Raw genomic sequence first — 25,463 nt, 5'->3', positions numbered from 1 at the left:
CCCGAAGGAATAACTCCGCTCGACTTGCATGTATTAGGCACGCCGCCAGCGTTCGTCCTGAGCCAGGATCAAACTCTCCAATAAAGTGTTTGACTTGCTCATAAACTTGCTAGCGAGATCATTGCTGATCTCATGTATTCTTTCAATCATTCGTTGTTCAGTTTTCAAAGATCAATGTCTTTCTCGTTGTCGCCGTTGTTCTCAGCAGCAACTCTTATAATATATCATATCGCCGTTTCTCTTGTCAACACTTTTTTTGAAGTTTTTTTCGATTCATTTCTTCATCGTTTACTTCATTTTAGCTTCCGTTCGAAGCGGCGAAAATTAATATATCATGATCTGAACCTAGAAGTCAACACTTTTCGACAAAAATATTTAAATCCAGCAATTTGGCTTCATTATGCGCTTATACATCAAGCCATTGCTATCGGAAATTGATTATCCCGCTAAATAATAAAGCTCTATAGATGGTTCTTGATCAGTCTCCTCGGATTCCGTGCTCAACACTTCAACTTCACGCACGAGTGATCGTTGGAGCATTTTCTGCAACAGCATGGGGAGATCCGCACGAATATGATGAAGTTCAGGATGTTCGACCAATTCATTCTCATTCCAAGGTTCTTCGCGACTAGATAAGATACGCAGCAGCAATGAACAATATTCCTTCATCTTAGTCATCACGGAAAATTCACTGGCAAGCAGTAGAAGCTCAACTCGTTGTCCAACAGTCTCCTGGCTTATTGTAAGCTCTTCATATAGTTTGAATACCCCAAGGTTCAGATCATGGATCTGATTCCACACTGAAACCTCAGGATGCATCCCCTTCTCGATCAATACAATTCCCGCCCAATGCCGCAGCGATTCAAGGACTCGCTGATAGGCATCTAATTCATGATTCATCTTCATGAACTGCTTGGCCTGCAGGAAGTTACGTAGGAACAATGCAAATTCAGCAATCATTCGTTGTTCGCGTAGAGGATTCGCAAATTGAAGTATACGATCTCGAAGAACGTTCAAATATCCCGTGGAGTCTTTCACAATTTCCCCTTGAATCATCCACTGAATCATATTGCGGTTCTCACCATCGACAAGCCATCTCTCCATGCTCCACATACTTACTGTATGGATCTGCAGCTTGAGATCACCCTTCTTCATATGCGATATTTCATGCAGCGCCATATCCCTATCCATGACATGGATAAGAACCATATCGAAATCATACATCTCAGGTGGGTAGAAATCTGAAGCAGTGTGTTCGATACAGACCGATCCGATATGATCAGGGTTATTCTTGAACGCTGATAATAATGTTTTTTTGGTGAAATCCACCATTTTCACCCACCTCTCTCTTGGCGATTTAAAACCCAATCCGTTATAATGTAATTTAATTCTACATAAGATTTAACTTTCCTCTTTTACAAAAGAACTATAAACAAGAGAACGGAGATCACGATATGCGCTTTAAATCTAGTAAAATCAATGAGTTTCGCTTGTGGGGATTACTGCTAACTATGGTAGGAATGGGAGTTATGGTACTCGGAACAGCCGGACTCTTATTGTGGGGCAGCTCCAACGTCGGCAAAATTATCGCAGCGATCTTCATGGTGCTCGGTATGATTAGTATGTTATGCAGCGTAGGTATTTATTTCTGGGCAGGCATGTTATCAACAACCGCTGTCGTGTTCGAATGTCCCGAATGTCATAAGCAAACGAAAATGCTGGGCAAAACGGATCGCTGCATGTTCTGCAAAACCATCCTGACGTTGGATCCGAATCAAGCGAATACGATACCTAAAGAGCAGCCAGTGATGGTCGTGGAAGACTAACCGAAGGCTTAACCTCATATCTCGTACAAAACAAAGACACTACCGTTGATCCATGGATCTCTGGTAGTGTCTTTTCATAGATAAGTGATATAAGTGCTGTACTATCTTGCGAGTACATCCCAAGCCTCAGGTAATGCAAAACTTCGCGTCCACGATGCCGTACCTGCCAGCCCCAGCTCTTGTGCTAGCTTTACTCTTGCCTGAAGAGAGGTCTGATCCTCAATCCAAATCCGGCGCTTCGCACCATCTTCCTCATATTCCACGTAATTCTGACCTGTCGCCTCATCTAACTGAGGTTTAAGCTGCTTCTTTTCGATTAATTCTTGGATCGCCTTCATTCCCGCTGTCTTGGAGGAGACTTTCGTCTTCCCGTCTACAGGCTTCTCCGTCCATATCCGTGTATATAACGGGATCCCCAAGAGCAACTTATCTGCAGGGACCTGATCCTCTTCGATAATTTTACGCATAGCATTCTCCGCCCAAGGGAGCGATGACACCGATCCTGCACGCGGACTCGAGGCCCAATGCTCATCATAGGACATCACCATCATATAGTCGACCAATTCTCCCAGCGATTGGCGATCCAGAAAGGCTGACCACATCTCGCTGTTCGATTTCGGTGTGACATCTACCGAGACGATAAGCCCTTGTGCTCTAAGCATAGGCGTTAATTCACGTACAAATTGCGTAAAGTTCTCCTTGTCCTTCGTATAAATATTCTCGAAGTCGATATTGATTCCATCCAAGCGATAGATTTGAGCATACGACATCACTTGTTGAATCATCTGGAATCGACGATCGAAGGTCGATAATGCTTCTGTTGTCAATTTGGGCTCAAAGCTATTGCTGAACAACGCCCACACTTGCATATTATTCTCATGGGCCCATTTAACATATCCCATATCCGCCTTACTCTGAACATTACCTTCCCCATCAAGAAGACTGAACCAGGTAGGACTGACGACATTCACCCCTGGCAAAGGCCCAATTTGGCTTACATCAGGACTTTTATTATAGACAGCTTCCCAAATCAAGTTAATAGGTCCTTCTATCTTCGCATTTGGTTTCTCATTCGCCGCAGGAATCTGCTCGATGGAAAGCTGCTCGCCCATCTCGACATCAGAATCCTGCAAGAAGCCAACGATACCATTCTCCAGTTGAACCTTATACCACCCATCGAGGTCTGCCCAGATCCGCAAGGACTCCCCTTGCTTCACATCGTACACAATCGGTTTATGAATGGAAGGACCCTCACGTAGTGGAATGGTCTTATCCTCTTTTTTCAACTTAATCGTCTTCGCCATCTGAACTTGATCGCCCGATTTGAACAACGTCACAGTACCCGTACTCGGATCCTCCTTCACTTGAAGACCGTACAATTCCTCAAGCGGAGCAATCGGCAAATAAAGGGTCCCCTTAACCTGTTCTGCTGTAAAAAAGAGTTCAAAAGGCTTGCTATTCACTCGCCCTGTCAACTCATCCGTCTTAAAATGAATCAACTTATCATGCGTCGCCATAATGATTGTCTTTGACTTTTTCTCATAACGAATCGTTGAATCAATATTCTTCTGAACGACCGACAAGGGGAGCTTAATACCTTCCTTCGACCCGATTGCCGACGCCTCTTGCAATTCGCCGCCAACAAAGATGGGCTTGGCCAATCCATGAAAATCTGGCTTCACATGCTTGGTACTTGGCAAGACCTGATCTTTAATATATATCCCAGTAACAATTAGAACGACAATAGCTGCTGTAATAAAAAACAAGCCGCGTGTTCGCAGGCCTGTTTTCTTTTGGTATCGTAGATTCATTCTTCTCTCCATTTCTAGAGTTGTCCGATTACATTACTTTTTCTCAGCACATGTAGGGCAGACGCCGTAAATCTCCATTCTGTGGCCGCTGACAGCGAAGCCTGTCTGTTCCGCTGCTGCGCGCTCTACTTCATAGAGTGCTGGGTAATTGAAATCCACGATTTTGCCACACTTCTGACAGATCGCATGATAGTGGGAAGACAGATCTGCATCGAACCGACTTGAATTATCTCCATAGGTCAATTCGCGCACAAGACCTGCTTCCACGAACATTTTTAAATTATTATATATCGTCGCCACACTCATACTTGGATACTGCGGTGCAAGCGCACGGTAGATATCATCCGCCGTCGGATGTGTCATGGAATCGAGTAAAAACGTCAGAATCGCGTGGCGTTGTGGCGTAATACGAACTCCTGTATTTTTTAATTGTTCAAGTGCTTCTTGGACTTGCGTATTCATAGCTGACCCACCACCTGTTTATTTGGAGTACATTAAATTTTAACATCAATCTTCATTCATTGTACTCCGGGGTATGATCGATTTCAATTCTTTTTCAAGGTGAGGTCATTATTGGAGCTAAGTTTAACCTTAAACTTACCATCTCCAACGGTTCCTGACAGTGATTTATCTCCTGCCTGAAATGGTAAATCGATCACATTAACGGAGCCAATCCCGCTGCTACCTTCGATGGAATAATCTCCTGTATCTGGAATCGCAATATCAAGATCGCCAATCGTGGAATGAACATCCCAATCCCCGCCAACAACCTTGGTATCCACAAAAATATCCCCGTTGAGTGTAGATACCTTCAGATTATGATCAGCACGATCGATGTGTACGTCTCCATTTTTCGTATCCGCGAGAATATCTCCTTCCACTTCCTCCAAACGGATCTCTCCATTCAGCGTAGCAACATTCGCCCGTCCTGTGATGTGGCTAACATTGAAATCACCACTCTTCGTCGACATTTCAACTTCACCATCGATCGCGGATAAACTCACATCACCTAATAATGTCTCTCCTCGAACTGCACCAGTTACATTCTCAAGGTCAATATCGCCTTTCATCGTCACCAGTTTCAATTCATTCTTAGCTTTCACATGTTGAATATCGATATCACCAAGCGATGTCTCAATATCCAAATCCAGGGCAGCTCCCTCCGGGATCGTTAGCACGAGATCCATGCGAGGCTGCTTCTGCCAATTGCCCCCGTATTTCTTACCCTTCGTCTCTATGGAAATGCGCTGGCCCGGCTGAATGCTCACAGTGGATTGATTCGCGATCTGTTCAGCCTCTTGCTTATCCTTCAGATCTACCCGCATGACGGTTGAGACTTCAAGTTGATCTGCACCGCCCGTCTGTACGACAACATCACCATACTCATTACGTACAACAATCGCTTCGGTTTCCTTATCTATGGCAACTTTCTGCACAGGTTTCTCAAATCGAATTCCTTCGTCAGACCCCAAAGTTGTAGCAAAATTAATCTTGAAATTAAGTTGCTTCCATAAATCCGACATGAGCGATGGCTGAGTCACACTAAATACAATGCCTGATAACAACACAGCTAAAAACATGCCGCCTATATCCAGCTTCATCCGTCGATTGGAATGACGATGCACGACATTGAGAATAATATATTCTATGCCCCACAGAATAAAAAGAACAGGCCACCAATCTAACAGATATTGAACATGGGTTGCACCAGAACTCTGGTCCCAAATAAGAATTGCGCCTACAGCTAATAATAAAATGGCACCTGTATATCTCCCGACTTTAATCATTGAACACCCCTTTCTCGTTCATTATTTCGAACGTGTTCTTAAGAGCAAGAATAATCCTGCTACAATGAGAATCACTGCGCCAAAATAGGGACCGCCGCTCGAGAATAAAAACTGGAGCCAAGCTGGATTGACACTAAGCATCAACACAAAGACGCCGCACACAACAAGCACAATGCCAAGCGAGCTGCCTTTGAAAGCCACTCCGCCATTACTTATTAATGGTGTCATGCCTTCTGGCACAAATCCATAGATGCGCTCTGCATTTACTCGATCCGTACATTGTAATGCGTCGAACAAATTATAGAAATAGATGCACGGAATCAAGAGACTTAACAGCACGATTATAGGCAAGCTTCCGCCTTGCGGTAAGTTGACACTATACACGATGGCAACGATATTTAGCGCTAAGCTTAACATGACCGTTATCCCGCGCTGCATCAGACCGAGATAAAAGTGTCCAAGCCCCGGTATAAAAAAAGCAAGCAAACCAGCTAAAAACTTACTCTTACGGGGTACATTGCTGCCATAAGGATGATCCGAGTTCGAAAATGCATTCATCATTGGCGGGGTATTCAATTGATGCATACGTTCATCCAAAAAAGGGTCATAGGTCGAGTGTCTGTCTTCATTTGATTGCGTCATTTTTAGATCTCCTCCTAGAACGGGATAATGTGTGTAATGATTTTTATACCAGCTTCGACCATATGTTGGACTTTCGTTTTCATTTGATATTCAAGTTTGAAGGCATCCATTGCAAGGAGAGATTGCAAAATACCGGTTGTTATAAATAGATAAGTCGCTGCGCCAGCAACAGCAAAATGAATGAATTGCTTCCGCCGTGTAAAATAATTCACGGTCGGCGAAGTTGCTGTCGCGGGCTTTCTACTTCCTTGTGAGGAGATACGCTGCATGATAACATCTGTAAACTCAGGAGATGTCTCATGGATAGGCATCTGTTCCATGACTTTCACTCGTTCCATCGGTAGGACATTAGCTTGATGAGGCGTTGTCCAGTCTTTTCTTAGATGCTGATGGTGTGGCTTTTCCTGGAATCGTCTTCTCATGAACTTGCACCTCCGTCCATAAACGTTCGAATTGTTGTTTGGCCCGATATAGACGCGTCTCTACGGTCCGAATTGGAATTTCTAGAATGGCTGCTATTTCTTGATAAGAAAGCTGTCTCATATGATAAAGCTCAAGAATAATACGATAGTTGTCCTTCATCTTTCTTAGTACACATTGAACCTCAATTTGCTCTTCCTTTAGCAGCAGCCGTTCTTCCGGCTCTTCTTCTTCTGGAGATCTAAACCATGATTTAATCGAATCAATCAAGCTGGTCAGTGGCTTACGCTGCTGCGTACGCCGATAATCCGTCAACGTATTAATCGCTAACCGATACATCCAAGTCGTAAACTTCGCCTCCCCACGGAAATGGGGCAAGTAGCGGTAAAGTTTAATAAAGACTTCCTGAGCGAGGTCTTCCGCGGTCTCACGATGGCCCAGCTCTCTGAACATCAATGTATAAATGTAATTCTTATGTCGATCAACCAAAATTCGATAAGCATCCTGATTCCCTTGACGGATCTGGTCAATAAGCTGTTCATCCGTCTGATTGTCCACCGTAAACCCCCCTCTCTCCATATGAATCTATACTTATGACGCACCCCTTTCAATAAACCCTTCAAAACTTTTCAAAAAAAATAACCTTCCCATCAGGAAGGTTATCGTAAGAGATGGACCCTCTTACTCATTCTACCGAAACATTAAATACACCAGCAATGGATTTTAGTTCCACGATCAGATGAATCGGCTCTAATTGCTTCGGTGCTGTGACGTGCAGCTGAAGCTCCATTTGCAAATCTATTTCATGTTCTGTCACATGTCTCGACTCTGTTAATGCCATCTTCTTCGTCGTAATCGCGTGGGAAGCGAGCTTCGCAGTAACCTCATCCAGAAGGTCATGCTGCCCGATCGCTCGAATGGTGATGATTCGAACTTTCTTCCCTCGCAAGAAACGCTGTTCAATCTTATTCAAGACCCATAAATTAAGTAATACCAGAATTGTCGCCGCAACCGCTGCAAAATAGAAGCCCGCTCCAATTGCTAACCCTATGGAGGCAACGACCCACAGTGACGCCGCTGTCGTGAGGCCCGTAATTGATTTGCCTGTGAATAGAATCGTTCCAGCACCTAGAAATCCGATCCCTGTAATGACCGAGGCCGCAAGCCGCGCTGGATCACGATTCAAGGTCACAAATTCAGCAAATCCATAAATGGATAACAGCATGATTAACGTGGAACCAAGACAGACCAGAATATGTGTCCGAAGGCCAGCCGCGTGATTGTTATGTTCTCGTTCAAATCCAACCAAGCCGCCTAACAGCATCGCAAGCAGTAGTCTGATCATGACATGTAAATTATCAATGACCCATGGATCGTGCATGCTTACTCGTTCCTCTCGAATTATCCTTTGAGACGCTCCGCTAACAGCTGATTCACAAGCGCTGGATTTGCTTTACCGCGTGATTCCTTCATCACTTGACCGACGAGGAAGCCAATCGCTTTGTCTTTCCCCGCACGGTAATCCTCAACGGATTGCGGGTTCGCTTCCACAACTTTGTCGACAATCGCTTTGATTGCGCCTTCGTCGCTAATCTGAACAAGACCTTTCTCTTCAACAATCGCTTGCGGCGCTTTCCCGCTGTCGATCATTTCTTTGAAGACGGTCTTCGCAATCTTACTGCTGATCGTCCCCTTCTCGATTAATCCGATCATTTCCCCGAGCCCTTGGCCTGTAATCTTGACATCGGACATTTCCAGGTTATTCGCATTCAAATGTGCAAGCAAGTCGCCCATAATCCAGTTCGCTACGGATTTGGCATCCTTCGTGTATTTCAGACTCTCTTCGAAGAAATCAGCGAGCGCCATCGAAGCTGTGATCACATCTGCATCATAGCTCGGCAGACCATGCTCCGCTGCATAACGTGCTTTACGTGCATCCGGCAGCTCAGGAATCGACGCTTGGACTCGGGATTTCCATTCATCGTCGATCAAGACCGACACAAGGTCTGGGTCCGGGAAGTAGCGATAGTCATGTGCCTCTTCCTTCCCGCGCATGGAGAATGTTTTGCCTTGCGCGTCATCCCAACGTCTCGTCTCTTGAACAACCACACCACCGTCATCCAAGATGTCGGCTTGGCGAATTTCTTCATATTCAATCCCACGATGTACACCGCGGAAAGAGTTCATGTTCTTGAGCTCGGCACGAATACCGAATTCCTTCTGTTCATAAGGACGAAGACTGATATTCGCGTCGCAGCGAAGCGATCCTTCTTCCATTTTCACATCGGATACGTCACAATATTGCATAATCGCTTTAAGCTTCTCAAGATATGCCTTCGCTTCTTCCGCAGATCGCAAATCAGGCTCTGATACAATCTCTAGTAGTGGCGTACCTACACGGTTAAAATCAACCAGTGAAGCATAACCGCCATCTACGTGCGTCAGTTTCCCTGCATCCTCTTCAAGGTGGAGACGTGTCACGCCAATCCGCTTGGTCTCACCATTCACTTCAATATCAATCCAACCATTCTCACCGATCGGTTTGTCGTATTGCGAGATTTGGTAAGCTTTTGGTGAGTCTGGGTAAAAATAGTTCTTACGATCGAACTTGCTCTCTGTTGCAATCGTACAGTTCAGCGCCATCGCAGCTTTCATCGCATACTCAACTGCTTGACGGTTGAGCACAGGCAATACGCCTGGATGTCCAAGACAGATTGGGCATGTATTGCTGTTCGGCGAAGCACCGAAGGATGTCTTACAGCCACAGAAGATTTTGGAATTCGTATGAAGTTCAACGTGAACTTCTAAGCCGATGACGGTTTCGTATTTCGATGTAGACATGGGAAACCTCCTATATTTAATGCGTGTTCAAAAAGTCTGCTTTTCAGTACCTGAAAGTTTTCGCAGAAAACTGACATCGTAAGCATATGCTTAGGTTGCGTGAATCCGAAAGCCGATGCTCCCGTAGCAAGTTTTTCTTCGAAAAACTTTTAGGAGGAACGGAGTTTAGTCAAAACCTAAATGAGTACCGGACTTCGAGGATGAACGCAAGATTCGATGCCGAATCTACTCCTTGAAACACTTCGTGATCAAAAGTTGACTTTTTGAACAACCTCTTTACAACTGCGGGCGCAGCTTATGATGATCTGTGTTCTGCTCGAACGCATGCGCTACACGCAGTACAGTCGATTCATCAAAAGCTTTCCCGATAATTTGCAATCCGACAGGCAAGCCATCAGCAAGTCCACATGGAACACTGATCGCTGGCACGCCCGCCAAGCTGACCGGAATGGTCACAATATCATTCAAATACATCGTTAATGGATCATCTACTTGCGATCCGATCGGGAATGCCGTTGTCGGTGCTGTAGGTCCAATAATGACGTCATAGTTCGCGAATACTTGATCAAAGTCTTGCTTGATGAGCGTACGGACTTTTTGTGCTTTCAAATAATACGCATCATAATAACCAGAGCTTAGTGCATAGGTTCCAAGCATAATCCGACGTTTCACTTCATCCCCGAAGCCTTGGCTTCTGGATTTCACATAGAGATCTATCAGGTTATCCGGATTCTCTGCGCGAACGCCATAACGTACGCCGTCAAAGCGTGCCAAGTTCGAAGAAGCTTCCGAAGAAGCAAGCAGGTAATATGTCGCAACCGCATAATCTGTATGCGGTAAGGACACTTCGTCCCATGTTGCGCCAAGACTTTCTAGCACTTTAAGTGCAGAAAGAACCGATTCTTTCACTTTCGGATCGATGCCTTGTCCGAGGTATTCTTTCGGTACTCCAATACGAAGTCCTTTAATATCTCCGTTCAAAGCGCTGATATAGTCAGGAATTTCAACATTCGCCGATGTGGAGTCCATGTTGTCGTAGCCTGCAATAGCTTGCAATACATACGCGGAGTCTTCAACATTCTTCGTGATCGGTCCGATTTGGTCCAGAGAAGAAGCGAATGCTACGAGTCCAAAACGGGATACGAGTCCGTAGGTTGGTTTCAAACCTACAACACCGCAATAGGATGCCGGCTGACGGATCGAACCGCCTGTATCTGAACCAAGCGTGAAGTACGCTTCGCCCGCAGCGACGGCTGCAGCCGAACCACCACTAGAACCACCTGGTACATATTCTAAGTTCCATGGGTTACGTGTCGGATAGAAGCTGGAATTCTCGTTCGAACCCCCCATCGCGAACTCGTCCATATTCAATTTGCCCAGCGTAATAGATTGGGCTTTCTTCAACTTCTGAACAACCGTTGCATCATAGATCGGGTCATAATTCGAGAGGAATTGACTCGCACAAGTCGTGCGCAACCCTTCCGTCACGATATTATCTTTAATCCCTACGGGAAGTCCGAACAACAATCCACGAGGTGCATCCGTCGCGAGCTGCTCGTCCAATAATCTCGCATGCGCGCGAGCATGCTCTTCATTTAACGTCAGGTAAGCTTTCACTTGGTCTTCTGTCTTGGCAATACGTCCATAAGCTTCGTTCACCAGATCCGTGACGGACAATTCTTTGGCACTCAGCTTGTTATGTATTTCCTGCAACCGCAAATCAAATAATGACAAGGGAATTCTCCTTTCAACCATTCAAAATAATATATGAATTCGTACCTTACGCTCTGTCAATTATTCAAGGACAGCCGGTACACGAATTTGATCGTCTTCTTCGTCTGGCGCATTGCGCAGCACTTTCTCGATTGGGAGTGACGGTCTTGTCTCGTCTTCACGCATCACGTTACGAATCTGTAGCACGTGTGTCGTCGGCTCCACTTCATCTGTATTCAATTCGTTCAATTTCTCCGCATATTTCAAAATCGCATTTAATTGACCTGTAAACTGCTCTTTCTCTGCATCCGATAATGCGAGTCGCGCGAGCTTAGCAACATGCTCAACGTCTTTCACCGTAATGCTCATCGTTACGTAATCCCCCTTAGGCTCTAATTTATATAGTATAGCGTAGTTGTTTTTCATACTCAATGCAGGGACCAAAATATGTATGACCCCAATTCTTCGGGCCTACTCGATCTCGATCGGAATTTCGGCGCTGAATTTTCGATGCTGCGTCTCATCCGAGGGTTCGAACTTCTCGCCAATGTAGAACTCGGCATGTACTATGATCATGTAATTCTACGAGAGTTCACCTACATCGTTCGATCTAACGAATCCTATAATACTTATTTAGGCGGAAATAGCCCTTTTTCCAATCTAACGAATCTCAAACGCCTTATTGTGTAATAAATGACCGAAATAGAACCGATTTGCCATGAATAACGTGCTTGGAGTTCGTTAGAAATTCTAAACGCGATATTTTGACCCAATAAGGTGATCTAGGTTCGTTAGCCTTAACGAGATGAAAAAATCACTTTCAGCACAACCGCGCTGAACAAAAAGAAAAAGCCCGGCACAATGCCGAGCTATTAAATCCATGCTTTGAGATTGACTTGTCGGATAAACTCCTCTTGCGAAATTTCTTCCGCTTCGGCCTCTTCTTCTTCGACGACTTCCTCACCACGGTTCATTACGCTGCGGAACAACTCCTCATTGCGTGTAGCAAGGGCAAAATCGATCAAGGCTTCTCGCTCAATTCGCTCAACCTCTTGTTCAATCAACACTTCTTCGACTTCGATATCCGTATATGGCACCGCAATGTTACGATTCACCTTCGGCACCCGAACGACATAGTCAAAAGCATTATCCGCATTACGATCATATGCGATTATATAACCATATTCCCCAATCGGAATGTTCTGTTCAAATCGATCAGCGACGATAATCACTTTTTGGCCTAAACTTAACATCGCTTCTTCCCCCTAGCTGTCCATCTATCATTTTATTTCCTCTATCCTACTACAAAAAAAATAGTACGTCCACGAGGGCAGAGGAAAAGAAGCGAAGTTCTGCTGCGAGACATCCTGCTAACCTATGCTTTCGCTGAAATCGATTCTTGTGATTGCATCCGATAGACTGCTAACATCACACAAATGAGTATACTGCATAGGCTTATCCATAATACAGGCCCTACGGATGACAACGTCTCGACTTTCGTCAATATCTCCGAAGCTATCGTACTCAATCGACTCGGGCTCCATGATAAATATCGTGAAAGAAGACTCGTTCCGAAACTGAGCAGCATGATGAATGCCATCGTCGTAAAAGCGACCCCAGCCGAGTTCGGCAGCCATGCGCTGATTAGCAGCAGGACCGAAATAACGAAAACGAACCATAACATATACATGAGGCCTGCTTGAATGACGGTTCCGACATCCAGCGAACCAATCAACTGTATGGTATAGTAACAAGCTCCCGCGTAACCGCAGGCAAATGCTGCTGCGGTTAAGGTCAGCATGCTTGCCCATTTGGCAGTCATATAAGCAATGAATGAGACAGGCTTAGTAAAAATAAGCGAGGTCACACCGCTCTGCCGTTCACCAGATACGATCCCCATCATCGATAACACGAGCACAAGTACGCCGATGGTGCCAAATTGATTAAGCGTCTGCGCCAAGACCTCACCCGCAGTAGGGGTTGGCATGGTGATGATCGTACCTGCTGGCATATTACCAGCGTGCTTCAGAATTTCAGGCATATAGTATGTTGTCACGGGCTGCATCACACCGAGAAGCAGGAATACCATCGGTACCCAAATCCACTTGTAACTGCGTGCCATCTCCAGCATTTCTTTCCGATAAAAGAGACCGAATTGCCTCATGCCCGCACCACCTTCATGAATAAATCTTCTAATGTGCTATGACCCGCTTCCAATTTACGAATAAAAATTTGGTGCTGCACAGCTTCTGTCATAATGCCCCGTTCTGCTTCTTCTAGCTGAGAAACTGTCACACGAAGGGTCTGATGCTCAGACGCTACATGGTGCACATAAGGTTTATTTCTGATTGCGATTTCTAGCGCCTTGGCCTGTGCCTCGTTCAAGGTCTCGATCATAATCATCGGTTCGCTATGAGATTGACGTATATGCTCCAGACTTCCTTGCACCGCAATCTCACCCTGCTCAATCAAAATGATATCATCACAGATCTCTTCCGCATCATGCAAAATATGTGTCGAGAACAAAATCGTCGTCTCTTGGCGAATCTGCTCCAAAATCCGTAATACATCTCTCCGACCAATCGGATCAAGTGCAGAGACGGGCTCATCCAGAATCAACAGCTTGGGCCTATGAATGAGTGCCTGCGCCAGACCAAGCCGCTGCTTCATCCCACCGGAATATCCACCAATGCGCCGCTTAGCTGCATCTTGAATTCCAACGATTTCTAGCCACTCCTCCGTACGGCGTTCAGCTTCTTGCCTGGATAAGCCTGCAAGCTGCCCTGCATATTGGACAAACTCACGCCCCGTCATCCACGAATAGAAGACAGGCATCTGCGGCAAATATCCAAGATGAGGCCTTCGATCCGCAACCTGCTTACCTTGGAGATACAACTGGATATCGCCGGATGTTGGACGAAGCAAGCCGGTTAACATGTGTATCGTTGTCGTCTTACCCGCTCCATTCGGACCAAGCAAGGCGACACAGCGCCCTTCGTCAATAGAGAAGCTAATCTTCTTCACTGCTTGATGCTGTTTGAACTGCTTCGACAACTGATCAACCTTCAGCAGCGTCATGATCTATCGTTCCTTCCGACAACAAAATATATAATAGGGCCGAGAATTTGACCGAATACAATAATCAGCACCCACATCCATTTCGGCCCTCGTGTTGCGTCGGCCTTATAGAGAGAAGTTAAGGCGGTAACCATGAGAATGAGTTGTATGGCTAGAATCGGAGCAAGCAACCCCCAGTTTACTGTTATATTCATGTACATCCCTACTTTCAATAAAATAGTGAATGATTAGGATGGATCACGCTTAGACTTTGACTTGCGATGCGGCAAATAAATATGGAACAGGCTGTAGAACAGAATAGGCATCGGAAATTGGATGAGTCCCCAAATTCCCCAGAACCAACGGTTCTTCTCCCGTCGTCGCGCATCTGTGAAGAGCCAAAAACTCTGCATCATCATAATGATCGCAATGAGGACCACAACCCACCATGGAATCGGATGGTAATACTCACTTGGCATGTCGAACATCCCCTTTTTTCTTGCGACGTACATAAGATCCGAATAGGAACCCTAGCGCTGCCATAAGCGTCACACCTTGGAAAATCCCGAATGCCGTCCAACTCGTCATGACGAGCAGCGTATTTCCGCCGATCAATACCAAGGCAACAAGGAAGAAGCAAAGGAGCTCCAATTGATTACGTCGACGTACCGCCAACTTCTGCTCCGTAATCAACTGCTCTAGATGTCCCACATGCGGTGCGGTACTATGCGGGATCACTTGATCCATCTGCTGAAAACTCAGCATCAGTTGATCGATTAACTCTTGATCTTCCTGAGAGACGTGTGGTTCTGAAGATGAATTAGGTAATGACTGTTGATTCAAGTCAGATTTATTCTTTCGCATTCGGCATGAGCTCCTTTCGCAATTGTTGTAGCCCGTTATAAATTCGTGATTTGACCGTTCCTTGCGGGATGTCCATCATCTCTGCAATTTCATCGTATGCGTACCCATAATAGTGCTTGAGCAGGATGGGCAATCGCATATCGTAACGAAGTCTGGACAGTGCGTCAATCGCATCTGTCCACGCCTCTTGGTGCTGCTGCATATGCCACTGAACCCCGCGTAATGCTTGTTCCTGCTCTTGCCAGCGCTGCTCTACTTTTCGCTTCCGCATCATGTCAATGTATAACCGTGTCGCGATCGTAATCATCCATGAGGAAAATTTCGATGATCCATTATAATAAGAGATTTTCTCGATACATTTGAGCATCGTCTCCTGCACCAAGTCTTCTGCAAGGGACGGATTCATTGTCACTTTGATCAAATATTTCATCAAAAAGGTGTAATGCTCGTGCAGCAATTGAGCTAACGCCTGGTCGTCACCGCGGATAGCCAAGTTTATTCGTTGTTGTTCATCCATTGCTACATGCTTCCCCCTTTTTGATATAAAACAAGTTGTGATTTGCAAATCAACCATAATACGAGTAGCTAAGCTGAAAAGTTCAGTGCGGTCAAAAATAAAATAAGAAGTTCACATCGATGAAATGGATCCCACGAATGAAGAACTTCTTAGCGCGTTAATTATGAGAATAGCGAAGATAGCATCGAGTTAAATATAAATTCGCTCTCATCTTTATTTTCGTCTAGATATTTTACCGTATCTCTCGCATCCTGCGGTATATCCGTAATGACACCATCGACGCCCATATAATAATACCCCTCGATATCTGGTGTATTGTTCACCGTCCAGACATAGAGCGTTTTGTTGAGCAATTTAGCAGATGCTATTGCACGTTGTGTCACCATAGACTCTTCCAATACGATAAAGTCAGCATGGATCCATGACATGACGCCAGTACTCGCAAACACAACGTAACCTGTCTTTAGCTTAGGCTCCACTTCTTGCACCTTAACAACTACATGATAGTCTAAGGACTGTACGACACATTGTTCAATAAACTGATGTTTGTGGATCACAGCAACGACTTTGTCGACAATATTTTCTTGCTCACGTCCGTGCAGCTTGATTTCGATATTCAGCTTAATCTTACCTTTGGCATACACAATGAACTCTTCGAGGGTATGGATTCGACCCTTGAAATCATCTTGCCTCAGCTCTAGCTTGCGAAGCTCATCCATCGTTAGATCATACACCGCTACGTTACGGCCTGTGAGTCGTTTCAGATTCGTATCATGAATAACCGCCAGTTGACCATCCTTCGTTAACTGAACATCGATCTCCGCATAGTCTGCTTTTGCATCAATGGCTCCCTGGAGCGCCTCCAATGAATTCTCAACACCCTTCATGCTATATCCACGATGCGCCATAATGGTAAACGGATGCGAACGCTGCTGCTCCGTAAAATGGAACGAATAATCCAACAATAGTGACCCTGTGATTACCATCAAGCATAAGATCGCAAGTCTCCCACGATAAATTTGCAATCGAGTGCGATAACCCCGGGAATAAAAATGCCGCTCCCTGTCCCAATTGGCATGTCTGACCGCCGCATCTATCGGCTCCGCCTTATCCATATAGAACGCGGTAAGTGAATGCATGAAGAGCGGTGAAGCAAAATACGATGCAAAAAATACCGTGAAAATTGTAATCGAAGATAGAACTTTCCCAAATAGCGGACTGTTCTCCAGGTCTACCTCTTGTGCAACATAAGAAATGACGCTTACGAGAATAATGAACAGGATTAATAATAGAACGAACAACACGAAATATATAATGAAACCATACATAATGGTCAGGAACATTTTCCAATACGACTTTCGCATCATCCTTGCGCTTTTGCGGGCAGATTCAATAAATCCTTGCTTGCCTTCAATAACGATCATATGAAGCGACAAGAGCCAGCGAAAATAAAAAAGCGCAATAACAACAAAGGATCCCCCAAGAATAAGCATCCCGACGTTCGTCTTGAGCAATTCTCCTGTAATAAAATTAGGGATTTGGAGATAAGGCAGCAAGGTAGACGAAAATCCAATATTCAGCAGTGGGGTTATGAATAAGAAATACAACGCCCATCCAAAGAAACCATACCGAAATATGAAAGGCAAGTACGTTAATGACTGCAAAAAGGCAGGTATAAGTTTAACCCGTTCCCCTTGGTGTGCGTAATACGATAGCAGAATAAGAACCGTAACTTCTATAAAAATAATAACCGTAGCGAGCGGAATGATGATCAAAAAGCATAAAATGCCGTAGGGGTTCAATGCGAATTTCAATAATTCATAATTGGTTGCACCCGCAAACCCACTTATTTGCACCGCCTGGTGAAAAATATAAGAAATAAATGGAACGAAGATCGTAATCGTTAACGTTTTATACACCAGCTCGAAAATAAGAGATTGCCAAAATATCAATTTGAATGATTTCAATGTACTTAGCATTAACCGAAATGCCGATTTGTTGCGATAATAATTACCCCGCATGCGAACCCCTCCTCTCTCTGCACATCATTATAGTGCGTGTTCAAAAAGTCGGCATTTCAGCACCGAGAAGGTTGCGAGAACCTGAAGAAGGAGGAACGGAATTTAGGCAAAACCTAAATGAGTACCGGACTTCGAAGGTGAACGCAAGATTCGATGTCGATTACGCTTCTTGAATGACTTCGTGATCAAATGATGACTTTTTGAACAACCTCTAATAGGATATCCATATTGCAATATGTTCTTACGCATGGCGAGGGCTAGTCGTTGATTTTACTAATCTAGTGTACCGCCTACCACACGAATATCTTCGTGCTGCCGCAAGCTAACCTCCACGGCAATACGGATCCCTTGTACAATCGTATCCAGCGACATGCTCGGCTGATTACTATATCGAGCGGCTTGCTCTGGCAAGAAGGGAATGTGAATAAACCCTCCCTTTCCTTCGCTCGCACCCTCTGCAATTCGGTGCATTAGGCCATAGAAAAGATGATTGCACACATACGTCCCTGCACTATGCGATACCGATGCGGGAATCCCCTTCTCCTTCAAGACTTGTACGATTGACTTGACCGGAAGTGTCGACCAATAAGCTGTTGGGCCATTCTCTACAATGGGGCTATCAATCGGTTGATTCCCGGCATTATCAGGTATTCTCGCATCATCCAAGTTAATCGCGACGCGTTCCACGCGTATATCGGAGCTACCACCCGCTTGTCCAACACAAATTGTCAATACAGGGGAGGTTCGTTCTTGAGCCTTCGCTAACTGGGCAATCGAATCACCGAACACCGTCGGTAGCCGAATGGATTGGATCTGAATGATCCCCGAGATGATCTCCCCATTTAGACGTTTCACGGCTTCCCACGCTGGATTCATTGATTCCCCACCGAACGGCTCAAAGCCTGTTAATAGAACTGTTCTCATGATTACCCACGCTCCTATTCCACTAACTTCCTATTGTATACTAACACAGTGATTATGACATCAAGGAGGACTTGTCGTTCATGTATACACCGATAACTTCTTTATCTTAAAATAAGATTTCCCACAAAAAAAGAGGCTACCCTTAGCAGGTTCTGCTAGAGGTATGCCTCTTTCTCGTTCATTGCGTTAGCATCATCTATATCGTTAAAACGCCTTCGCGTGAGATGGTAAGCCGCTCGAACCCTGTATCTGTAATAAGGTACGTATTCTCAATCCCCACAACCCCACGGCCTGGGAAGGTGAATTTCGGTTCAACAGCGATTACCATGCCTGGCTGCAGCGGTATCTTGAAGCCGCGGGCAAGAACCGGGAGCTCATCAATTTCGAGTCCGATGCCATGGCCGAGGAAACGAACCTGATCTGCGCCGAACCCCATAAAATGTTCTGCCAGTCCGCCCTCTGCGGCCATCTTCAGCGACTCAAAATAAAGCTGCTCCACGATGGTTCCTGGGACAAGCTGTTCTTCCGTGTGTCGAATGATCGCTTCCGACAAATCGTATGCAGCCTGCAAATCGGCATCAAGCTGCCCAATGCAAAGTGTGCGTGTCTGATCAATCACGTAACCATCGATGTTGCAGCCAATATCGAGCAGGATCGGCTCGCCTGCTGCAATCGGTCTTAAGCTTGCGCTCTGCGGATAGGCTGCGCTCATCCCCCGCCCTCCCGCTGGCCCGTCGAAGTACGTCGGCTCCGCTGCTGCCTCACCTGCGCCGACCATGCCGGTCACAATCTCCTGATTGTAGCCGCGCATGCGCATGATGCCGAGATGGCCCTGACGCCGGAACGTGTACTCGATCCGGCTCATCAATTCCAGCTCGGTCATGCCCTCGCGCAGGTAGGACACTGCATCTTCGAGTGCGGTGTCTGCCAGCTGGGCCGCCCTACGGATGGCGGCCACCTCGAACGCGGATTTCACCATCCGCGTCTCACGGACGAGCTGCGAGCCGTCCACCCAGCGGGTCGACGGCGGCAGCAGTTCGACGAAGCGCTGGTACAATTGTACCGGCAGCACGTCGAACTCGGTCGCGAGCACTGGCGCAGCGCTCGCGAACACGTGCGGGAAGTCTGCCGCCAGCGTTTCGCCGAATTGGCGAAACGAGCCCAGCGGCTGGACCCGCACGTGCGATTCCTGCACCGCGCGCGTTAAGCTGCGGCGCACGTAATAGACCGGCTCGCCCTGCGCCGGGATAAAGGCATAACCGGTCTGCATCGATCCGGTGAAATAATATAGATCGACATTTTGCGTTATAAGACAACCGTCTATCTGCTGATCGCGGCATTTCAACTGCAAACGTTCGATGCGGTTCAACATTTCCTGCTTCGGGATCGTCATCATACATTTCCTCCAATGCTAACAAGTGCTTCTTAAATTATGTTCGCGCTTCATGACTGATATCCCTTGTAGAGGTTGTTCAAAAAGTCGTCATTTGCCCACATCAGAATGCGAGCATTCTGATTGGCGAATAAACCTACCTTACATCGCGGTCGATCATCATCGAATGACTTCGATCAAGGTTTATCTCATCACGAAGTCATTCAAGAAGCATAATCGACATCGAATCTTGCGTTCACCTTCGAAGAGTTTACGCTTACGAAGTATGTTTCCTTCGGAAACATTTCAGGTACTCATTTAGGTTTCGCCTAAACTCCGTTCCTCTAAAAGTTTTTCGAAGAAAAACTCGCTACGGAAGCATATGCCCTTCAGGTTCTCGCAACCTGAGCTATGCTTACGATGTAAGTTTTCTGCGAAAACTTTCAGGTGCTGAAATACCGACTTTTTGAACACGCACTTGTAGCAAAGTCGGCGGATTCACTTGATGATCGACACACCAAGCCCACAAAAACAAAAAAAGAACGCAAACCGGGAGCTATTCTCCTCAGCTTGCGTGCTTCGCAAAGTTAAGTATTTCTAATTGAGTTTAGTATATCAGCACCTAGTGCTAAAGTCCAGTCTCATAATGTCGAAATTTGTAGATATGTCGAAGTGTTCACATAATGTTCTTACACGTATGGATTGTTCGCACGTTCAAATCCAATTGTCGTCCTTGGCCCATGTCCGGGATAGACTTTCACCGCGTCGTCCAGCTTGAACAGCTTCTGATGTATGGAATCGAGCAAATCATTCTGACGTCCGCCTGGCAAATCCGTGCGCCCCACCGACATGCGGAAGAGAACATCCCCTGCGAACAAATCATTCCCATGCAATAAGCTTACGCTCCCTGGCGAATGGCCTGGCGTATGCATCACGTGGAACGTATGTCCGATCAGCTCCAGGCTCTGACGATCTTCCAGCGCATATTCAGCTGGATCCGTCGACAAAGGTCCGGTCACTTGCGACCAGCGAAGCGATCCATTGAGCTTCGGATCTGTCAGCCAGTCCGCTTCCAGATCATGAATATACACAGGGCAATTCTTCAGCTTGCGAACTTCGTCCACGCCGCCCATATGGTCGAAATGCGCGTGCGTCAGTACAATCGCTTCCACGTCCAAATCCTGAATCCGACGAATTAATGCTCCTGGATTCATACCTGGATCAATGACGATAGCCTTATGAGTCTCCGCATTCATCACGAGATAACAATTCGTCTCAAGCGGCCCCAGTTGAAAAGATTCAATCTTTAACATGATAGTTCTACACTCCTGCTAGTAAGTCACGAAGCTCTGCTGCAATGACAGCCTGATAGCTCGTACCTTCTCCATATTCTTGGATCATTTTCTGACGAACGATCTGAATCTTCTCTTGGTAATCATGTGCTTCCCAATCTGGATTCTCGAGCTTAAATGCATTCATATGCGCTTGAACCGCTGCTGGACGAGGACCCCATTGCCCTAGGACATAACCTCCTGTATCAGCAATGATGATCACAGGCACGGACCGTCCGCCATTCGTCAAGAACTGATCCATCAAATCCAAATGCTCTTCCATGATGAATACCTCTGTCGGAATCCCTGCCTTCTCCATCAGATGGAATACGACCGGAACGTTGCGAACGACATCACCGCACCAATCCGCCGCAATGATTAGACATCGTAAATCATCACGATTGTTTAATGATTCGAAGAACTCTTCATCTTCTGGATTGTGCCACGAAAATGAATCGTACCAACCCTTGAATGCATCTTGATTTTTCTGCATCCCATCCATAAATTGCTTCGGTGTAATTCCTCCGCGCAACTTGCCAGACACATTTTTACTCATGAGACATCCTCACCTTCATTTTGCGGTATAAGAAACGTATCCATTAACCTCGTTTGGCACGGGTTTTGGAACGCCATATTTTAACGACAACATAAACAATTAACAAAGCAATTGCAATAAGGAGCGTTGGCTGTACATATGGACCTGCCTGTTCACTCACATGCTGCCACTGATCCCCCATCTTCCATCCGAGGAAAACGAATATAAGCGACCACGGAATCGATGCAAGCAATGTTAACAGCGTGAATAAACCGAATGACATCCTTGCCATCCCGGCAGGCACCGAAATAATCTGACGCATGAACGGAACGAACCTCGCCGTGAATACAATGCCGGCGCCGTACTTATTGAACCAGCCTTCCGCTATTGTCAGATGCTTCTCTTTGATCTTCAAATACTTGCCGTATTTCTCGAAAAACGGACGACCTGCAAATCGGCCAATTGCATATAGAATCCAGTTCTGGCCCACCGCACCGATCGTACCGAAGATCACGGCTCCAACAAAGGATATTTCCCCAGTCGAGACTAGGTATCCCCCATAGGCAAGAACAACTTCACTCGGAATGACTTCGAGCATCAGACCCAGCACAATACCAAAGTACCCTAACCCTTGAACCCATTGGAAAATGTCATTAATAATTGCGTGAATTGTATCCATTCTGCCCCCCAGTAATTTTCTTCCACTCCAGTTTTAAGTTTTAATCTATATTATTCTAACACACGGTGGGACATGACTTCTACTTCATAGGCATGGCTTGACCCACTCGCGCATACACTTGTCTCAAATGCATGATTCGAGGTGAATAAAGTGTCTAGAATCTGGGTTATTAATAAACGACAAGTCCAATGGATCGCCGTCGCGATGTTCGCTGTCATGCTGACGATCGCATATTTGCGCTGGGAACAATCCAAGCCCGTCAATACGGATCTACCGGAAGAACGCACCATTCATATCGTAACCGGTGAATTCAAGACCAAGACTGCGGATGGCAAGGAAATTGAAGTCTATCGCTGGGACCCAGGTACGATTCCAGCACGACTCGGGGAGAATCTCAAACTTAGTATTTATGGCGTCAATGGGGCGAATCATCATTTCTATATCGAAGGGACATCGATTCGTGGGGAAGTGCGCAAAGGGCGTGAGACGGTCGTCACTTTCACACCAGAGAAAAAAGGAATCTATCGTCTGATCTGCACCACGCATTCCGGCCATCTTGCCACGAATACAGAGAACAAAGAGAACAAAGAGAACAAGGAGAACAAACCCATGAACCATGAAGAAGTGGCTGCCCCGATGATCGGATATATTGTCGTCGATTAGAATCGAAAGTCTACGCGGTAGCCTCTCCACTCCAGCCTGCATACATTGATATGGAGAGGAGTCGATGCCACGTGGCGAATCCGCATCAAACAGCCAAGCATACAGAGAAGCATCATGCCAATCTACCATCCGCCCGAAAAATCCGCAGAACCTGCAATACCGAATTATATCGCGCCGTCAAACGCATGAAAGTATGGATTCCCGAAGAATCGATGAAGCAAGGAGAAACCCTCTATTTCCACAAAGTCATAGGCAATCTCATCTGGATTCATGAAAATTCCAGCAATCGCAAGCTTCTATCGGATTGGTGGGACGAAGCGGTCAGCGAGGAATTAGCCACACTCTGGAATGTAGATCGTCAGAAGCTGTGCCACGCTTTTCGTGAGTCATTCGGAGGGTGAATTGGCAAGCAAAAAACAGGTAGCTGTCCAGCGTATGGACGAAGCTACCTGTTTTTATTGTAACCCGAATAAATCTGCTATTTGGCCGTCTTTATCTTTGACTTCATCATCTCGTAATGGTTCTCGATTTGCTGCTTCAGAATAAACGCTCTTAAATTACGCTCATATTCTTCAGAGACCTCCAGCAGCTCCGCCCCATAGAAGATTCCCTCTTCCGATACTTGCTTGCGAACGATCATGAAGATGCACGGGAATCGATATCCTAGATCCAATTCGCCATGAAACCTCGTATGGATGGAGAACAACTCTGTCTTGGGCAGCATGAAGCCTATCCCTTCCAAGCTGATATTCGACAAGTTAAAGGACAACGGCTCATCTAATACGAACAAATCCTCATGACGTACAATTTTAAGAATATGGCCGCCCTTATTCGTCGCGATCCGTGGATACTTCCGCTTGTCCTCGAACTTGCTCTGATGGTTCGGCGGATGAATAATGAGGATGGCTCCCTCATATTTTGCAATGACAGAAGATTGCAGAATATGGATACCTACCGGCGAATAGATTGTAATTTTGACCGATTCACCGAGCTCGAAATCTTGGTATTCCGCAATTTCGACTTCGAGCAAATCGCCTTCCGCATACGTCAGCACACCCGTTGATACATAATCTTTGCGTTCTACGACTGTCCTGCAGTCGAGTAATGAGGTTAGCGGAACAGATTCCCGTTCATTCGTATACTTCTTATCTTCCAACCTGCCGTCCCTCCAAATCTGGTCATATCGTCGTTTACACCATATATTACCATAGACACTTTAAGACGAACACCCATCCTAGAAAAACAAGGCTACTTACGCGCCAGCGGCGGCAGCAAATCTTGGCAAGCCCGCTCTAGATAAGGCGATATATGAAGGAAATCGCGATATTGCACGTACTCCTGAACCCACTGCTCACGTTGTTCTGCGGACGCACTGCCCTTCACTGCTCGAATTAGAATATTCTTCGGCGTATGCTCCATATCAATGAACTCGAGTAGTTGCGTACGATAGCCGAGAAGGTCAAGCAGCTTGGCACGCGCCGCATCGGTTGCGAGCGCAGAGAACCGTTCTTTCAATATGCCATGGGACAACAATGGCTCAAGGGCCGGATTATCGATCTGGCGGAATAATTCATGCTGACAGCATGGGACAGAGAGAATGACATTCGCTCCCCAACGCACGGCTTTCTCGAGTGCCGCATCTGTCGCCGTATCACACGCATGAAGCGTTACGACCATATCCACCTGCTCTAGTTCATTGTACTCGGCAATATCGCCGACGAGGAATTGCAGCTGCCCATAATCGAGACGTTCTGCAAGCTGCTGACAATGTGCGATGACATCGGCTTTGAGATCAAGTCCTACGACATTCAGGGACAAGCCTTGCTGCACTTGCAAATAATGATACATCGCAAAGGTCAGATAAGACTTCCCGCAGCCAAAATCAACGATCGTAATCGTCCGATCCTTCGGCAAATGCGGCAATACATCTTGAATCATCTCCAAGAACCGATTGATCTGCCTGAACTTATCGTATTTCTTCGCTAGCACTTTTCCGTCGGCATTCATGATACCGAGTTCAATCAAGAACGGAACGGGTTCCCCTTCTTCGAGGACATACTGCTTCTTCCGATTATGCGTTAAATCCGCTGCGACCGCAGCCGTCTTCTTCCGGATCACAGTCACCTTGTTCTTCTTCGAGAGCAGCACTTGCAGCTCCTCCGAAGTCGTCCGAAGCAGCCCCTGCCGGAATGTGTGCTCGAAGAGCTCGGCAAGCTTCGCTCCAGCCTCTTCAAGCAGGACATTCTCATGCGTGACCCGCTTCGCATAATGATATTCAAACTGCACATATAACTGCTTCCGAAGTTCAATTGTCTTCAAGAGCACCTTCGTATACGTATCTGGCAGCTTATGCCGTAATTGACTCATCGTCCCGGACACCAGCTTACCTTCTTGAACGAGTCCATTGAGCATTTCGCTCAAGGATTCAATTGTATAGGATTCATTAGCCAAAATTGTTGC

General features: G+C 46.1%; 29 protein-coding genes and 1 rRNA gene. 3 read left to right on the top strand and 27 right to left on the bottom strand.

Annotation, left to right across the window (positions count from 1 at the left end; genetic code table 11):
- Positions 1–84, bottom strand: a 16S ribosomal RNA gene (locus C558_RS0122980); the annotation flags it as partial.
- A gap of 354 nt (positions 85–438) precedes the next feature.
- Entirely contained in the window at positions 439–1,332 is an 894-nt protein-coding gene (locus tag C558_RS31735; RefSeq protein WP_018758661.1) for a nucleotidyltransferase-like protein, read from the bottom strand.
- Between the two features lie 122 nt (positions 1,333–1,454).
- Between C558_RS31735 and C558_RS0122970 the strand changes: the two genes are divergently transcribed.
- The gene (locus C558_RS0122970; RefSeq protein ID WP_026264091.1) at positions 1,455–1,826 is read left to right on the top strand and encodes a YgzB family protein; all 372 of its coding nucleotides are present in this window, start codon (positions 1,455–1,457) and stop codon (positions 1,824–1,826) included.
- A gap of 101 nt (positions 1,827–1,927) precedes the next feature.
- On the opposite strand, the gene C558_RS0122965 is transcribed toward C558_RS0122970, so the two are convergent.
- The 23 genes from C558_RS0122965 to uptA all read right to left on the bottom strand — a co-directional run bounded on the left by C558_RS0122965 (position 1,928) and on the right by uptA (position 22,340).
- Entirely contained in the window at positions 1,928–3,637 is a 1,710-nt protein-coding gene (locus C558_RS0122965; RefSeq protein ID WP_018758659.1) for a glycosyl hydrolase family 18 protein, read from the bottom strand.
- A 33-nt stretch (positions 3,638–3,670) separates the two neighbouring features.
- Positions 3,671–4,099, bottom strand: a complete 429-nt coding sequence (gene perR, locus C558_RS0122960; RefSeq protein ID WP_018758658.1) for a peroxide-responsive transcriptional repressor PerR — start codon at positions 4,097–4,099, stop codon at positions 3,671–3,673.
- Positions 4,100–4,182: 83 nt separating this feature from the next.
- Entirely contained in the window at positions 4,183–5,424 is a 1,242-nt protein-coding gene (locus C558_RS0122955) for a DUF4097 family beta strand repeat-containing protein (protein ID WP_018758657.1), read from the bottom strand.
- 21 nt (positions 5,425–5,445) lie between these two features.
- A complete protein-coding gene (locus tag C558_RS0122950) occupies positions 5,446–6,066 on the bottom strand; it encodes a TM2 domain-containing protein (protein WP_018758656.1) in 621 nt (206 codons plus the stop codon).
- Between the two features lie 14 nt (positions 6,067–6,080).
- On the bottom strand, positions 6,081–6,404 hold the full coding sequence (locus tag C558_RS0122945; protein WP_156826233.1) for a hypothetical protein: 324 nt from the start codon (positions 6,402–6,404) through the stop codon (positions 6,081–6,083).
- 10 nt (positions 6,405–6,414) lie between these two features.
- Positions 6,415–7,044: an RNA polymerase sigma factor gene (locus C558_RS0122940; RefSeq protein ID WP_018758654.1), complete on the bottom strand. Its 630-nt coding sequence runs from the start codon at positions 7,042–7,044 to the stop codon at positions 6,415–6,417.
- Positions 7,045–7,171: 127 nt separating this feature from the next.
- Positions 7,172–7,867 (bottom strand): MgtC/SapB family protein, encoded by a 696-nt coding sequence (locus tag C558_RS0122935; RefSeq protein ID WP_018758653.1) that lies wholly within the window; start codon positions 7,865–7,867, stop codon positions 7,172–7,174.
- 20 nt (positions 7,868–7,887) lie between these two features.
- Positions 7,888–9,327 carry an Asp-tRNA(Asn)/Glu-tRNA(Gln) amidotransferase subunit GatB gene (gatB, locus tag C558_RS0122930; RefSeq protein WP_018758652.1) on the bottom strand — a complete coding sequence of 480 codons (1,440 nt, stop codon included), beginning with the start codon at positions 9,325–9,327 and terminating at the stop codon, positions 7,888–7,890.
- A 276-nt stretch (positions 9,328–9,603) separates the two neighbouring features.
- A complete protein-coding gene (gene gatA / locus C558_RS0122925) occupies positions 9,604–11,061 on the bottom strand; it encodes an Asp-tRNA(Asn)/Glu-tRNA(Gln) amidotransferase subunit GatA (protein ID WP_018758651.1) in 1,458 nt (485 codons plus the stop codon).
- Positions 11,062–11,121: 60 nt separating this feature from the next.
- The gene (gatC, locus tag C558_RS0122920) at positions 11,122–11,409 is read right to left on the bottom strand and encodes an Asp-tRNA(Asn)/Glu-tRNA(Gln) amidotransferase subunit GatC (protein ID WP_018758650.1); all 288 of its coding nucleotides are present in this window, start codon (positions 11,407–11,409) and stop codon (positions 11,122–11,124) included.
- 503 nt (positions 11,410–11,912) lie between these two features.
- Positions 11,913–12,293, bottom strand: a complete 381-nt coding sequence (locus C558_RS0122910; RefSeq protein WP_018758648.1) for a hypothetical protein — start codon at positions 12,291–12,293, stop codon at positions 11,913–11,915.
- Positions 12,294–12,415: 122 nt separating this feature from the next.
- Positions 12,416–13,204, bottom strand: a complete 789-nt coding sequence (locus C558_RS0122905; protein WP_018758647.1) for an ABC transporter permease — start codon at positions 13,202–13,204, stop codon at positions 12,416–12,418.
- Positions 13,201–14,118 (bottom strand): ABC transporter ATP-binding protein, encoded by a 918-nt coding sequence (locus tag C558_RS0122900; RefSeq protein ID WP_018758646.1) that lies wholly within the window; start codon positions 14,116–14,118, stop codon positions 13,201–13,203. The genes C558_RS0122905 and C558_RS0122900 overlap by 4 nt, the downstream gene beginning before the upstream one ends.
- Positions 14,115–14,312 (bottom strand): PLD nuclease N-terminal domain-containing protein, encoded by a 198-nt coding sequence (locus tag C558_RS0122895; RefSeq protein WP_018758645.1) that lies wholly within the window; start codon positions 14,310–14,312, stop codon positions 14,115–14,117. Before C558_RS0122895 ends, C558_RS0122900 begins: the two co-directional genes overlap by 4 nt.
- Positions 14,313–14,345: 33 nt before the next feature.
- A complete protein-coding gene (locus tag C558_RS0122890) occupies positions 14,346–14,576 on the bottom strand; it encodes a hypothetical protein (RefSeq protein WP_018758644.1) in 231 nt (76 codons plus the stop codon).
- The gene (locus C558_RS0122885; RefSeq protein ID WP_018758643.1) at positions 14,566–14,961 is read right to left on the bottom strand and encodes a YxlC family protein; all 396 of its coding nucleotides are present in this window, start codon (positions 14,959–14,961) and stop codon (positions 14,566–14,568) included. The genes C558_RS0122890 and C558_RS0122885 overlap by 11 nt, the downstream gene beginning before the upstream one ends.
- Entirely contained in the window at positions 14,948–15,478 is a 531-nt protein-coding gene (gene sigY, locus C558_RS0122880) for an RNA polymerase sigma factor SigY (protein ID WP_018758642.1), read from the bottom strand. Before sigY ends, C558_RS0122885 begins: the two co-directional genes overlap by 14 nt.
- Positions 15,479–15,639: 161 nt before the next feature.
- Entirely contained in the window at positions 15,640–17,499 is a 1,860-nt protein-coding gene (locus tag C558_RS0122875; protein ID WP_018758641.1) for a glycerophosphoryl diester phosphodiesterase membrane domain-containing protein, read from the bottom strand.
- Positions 17,500–17,772: 273 nt separating this feature from the next.
- Positions 17,773–18,423, bottom strand: coding sequence for a pyroglutamyl-peptidase I (gene pcp / locus C558_RS0122870; protein WP_018758640.1), 651 nt, complete (start codon positions 18,421–18,423; stop codon positions 17,773–17,775).
- Positions 18,424–18,619: 196 nt separating this feature from the next.
- Positions 18,620–19,819 carry a M24 family metallopeptidase gene (locus C558_RS0122865; protein WP_018758639.1) on the bottom strand — a complete coding sequence of 400 codons (1,200 nt, stop codon included), beginning with the start codon at positions 19,817–19,819 and terminating at the stop codon, positions 18,620–18,622.
- 665 nt (positions 19,820–20,484) lie between these two features.
- Positions 20,485–21,108, bottom strand: coding sequence for an MBL fold metallo-hydrolase (locus C558_RS0122860; RefSeq protein WP_018758638.1), 624 nt, complete (start codon positions 21,106–21,108; stop codon positions 20,485–20,487).
- 7 nt (positions 21,109–21,115) lie between these two features.
- Entirely contained in the window at positions 21,116–21,682 is a 567-nt protein-coding gene (locus tag C558_RS0122855; RefSeq protein ID WP_018758637.1) for a thioredoxin family protein, read from the bottom strand.
- 43 nt (positions 21,683–21,725) lie between these two features.
- Complete coding sequence (gene uptA / locus C558_RS0122850; RefSeq protein ID WP_018758636.1) at positions 21,726–22,340, bottom strand: undecaprenyl phosphate transporter UptA; 615 nt, start codon at positions 22,338–22,340, stop codon at positions 21,726–21,728.
- A gap of 150 nt (positions 22,341–22,490) precedes the next feature.
- On the opposite strand from uptA, the gene C558_RS31730 reads away from it, so the two are divergent.
- Both C558_RS31730 and C558_RS0122840 read left to right on the top strand, forming a co-directional pair.
- Positions 22,491–23,003, top strand: coding sequence for a cupredoxin domain-containing protein (locus C558_RS31730; protein WP_018758635.1), 513 nt, complete (start codon positions 22,491–22,493; stop codon positions 23,001–23,003).
- Positions 23,004–23,053: 50 nt separating this feature from the next.
- Positions 23,054–23,404 carry a hypothetical protein gene (locus C558_RS0122840; RefSeq protein ID WP_051106911.1) on the top strand — a complete coding sequence of 117 codons (351 nt, stop codon included), beginning with the start codon at positions 23,054–23,056 and terminating at the stop codon, positions 23,402–23,404.
- 77 nt (positions 23,405–23,481) lie between these two features.
- On the opposite strand, the gene C558_RS0122835 is transcribed toward C558_RS0122840, so the two are convergent.
- On the bottom strand, positions 23,482–24,159 hold the full coding sequence (locus C558_RS0122835; protein WP_018758633.1) for a PilZ domain-containing protein: 678 nt from the start codon (positions 24,157–24,159) through the stop codon (positions 23,482–23,484).
- A 92-nt stretch (positions 24,160–24,251) separates the two neighbouring features.
- On the bottom strand, positions 24,252–25,457 hold the full coding sequence (locus tag C558_RS0122830) for a class I SAM-dependent methyltransferase (protein WP_156826239.1): 1,206 nt from the start codon (positions 25,455–25,457) through the stop codon (positions 24,252–24,254).
- Positions 25,458–25,463 lie beyond the last annotated feature (6 nt).

Origin of the sequence: Paenibacillus terrigena DSM 21567 (assembly GCF_000374845.1) — a bacterium.
Classification (GTDB): Bacteria; Bacillota; Bacilli; order Paenibacillales; family Paenibacillaceae; genus Paenibacillus_K; species Paenibacillus_K terrigena.
The sequence above is the reverse complement of the archived record's forward strand: the minus strand, read 5'-3'. Positions and strand labels throughout refer to the sequence as shown.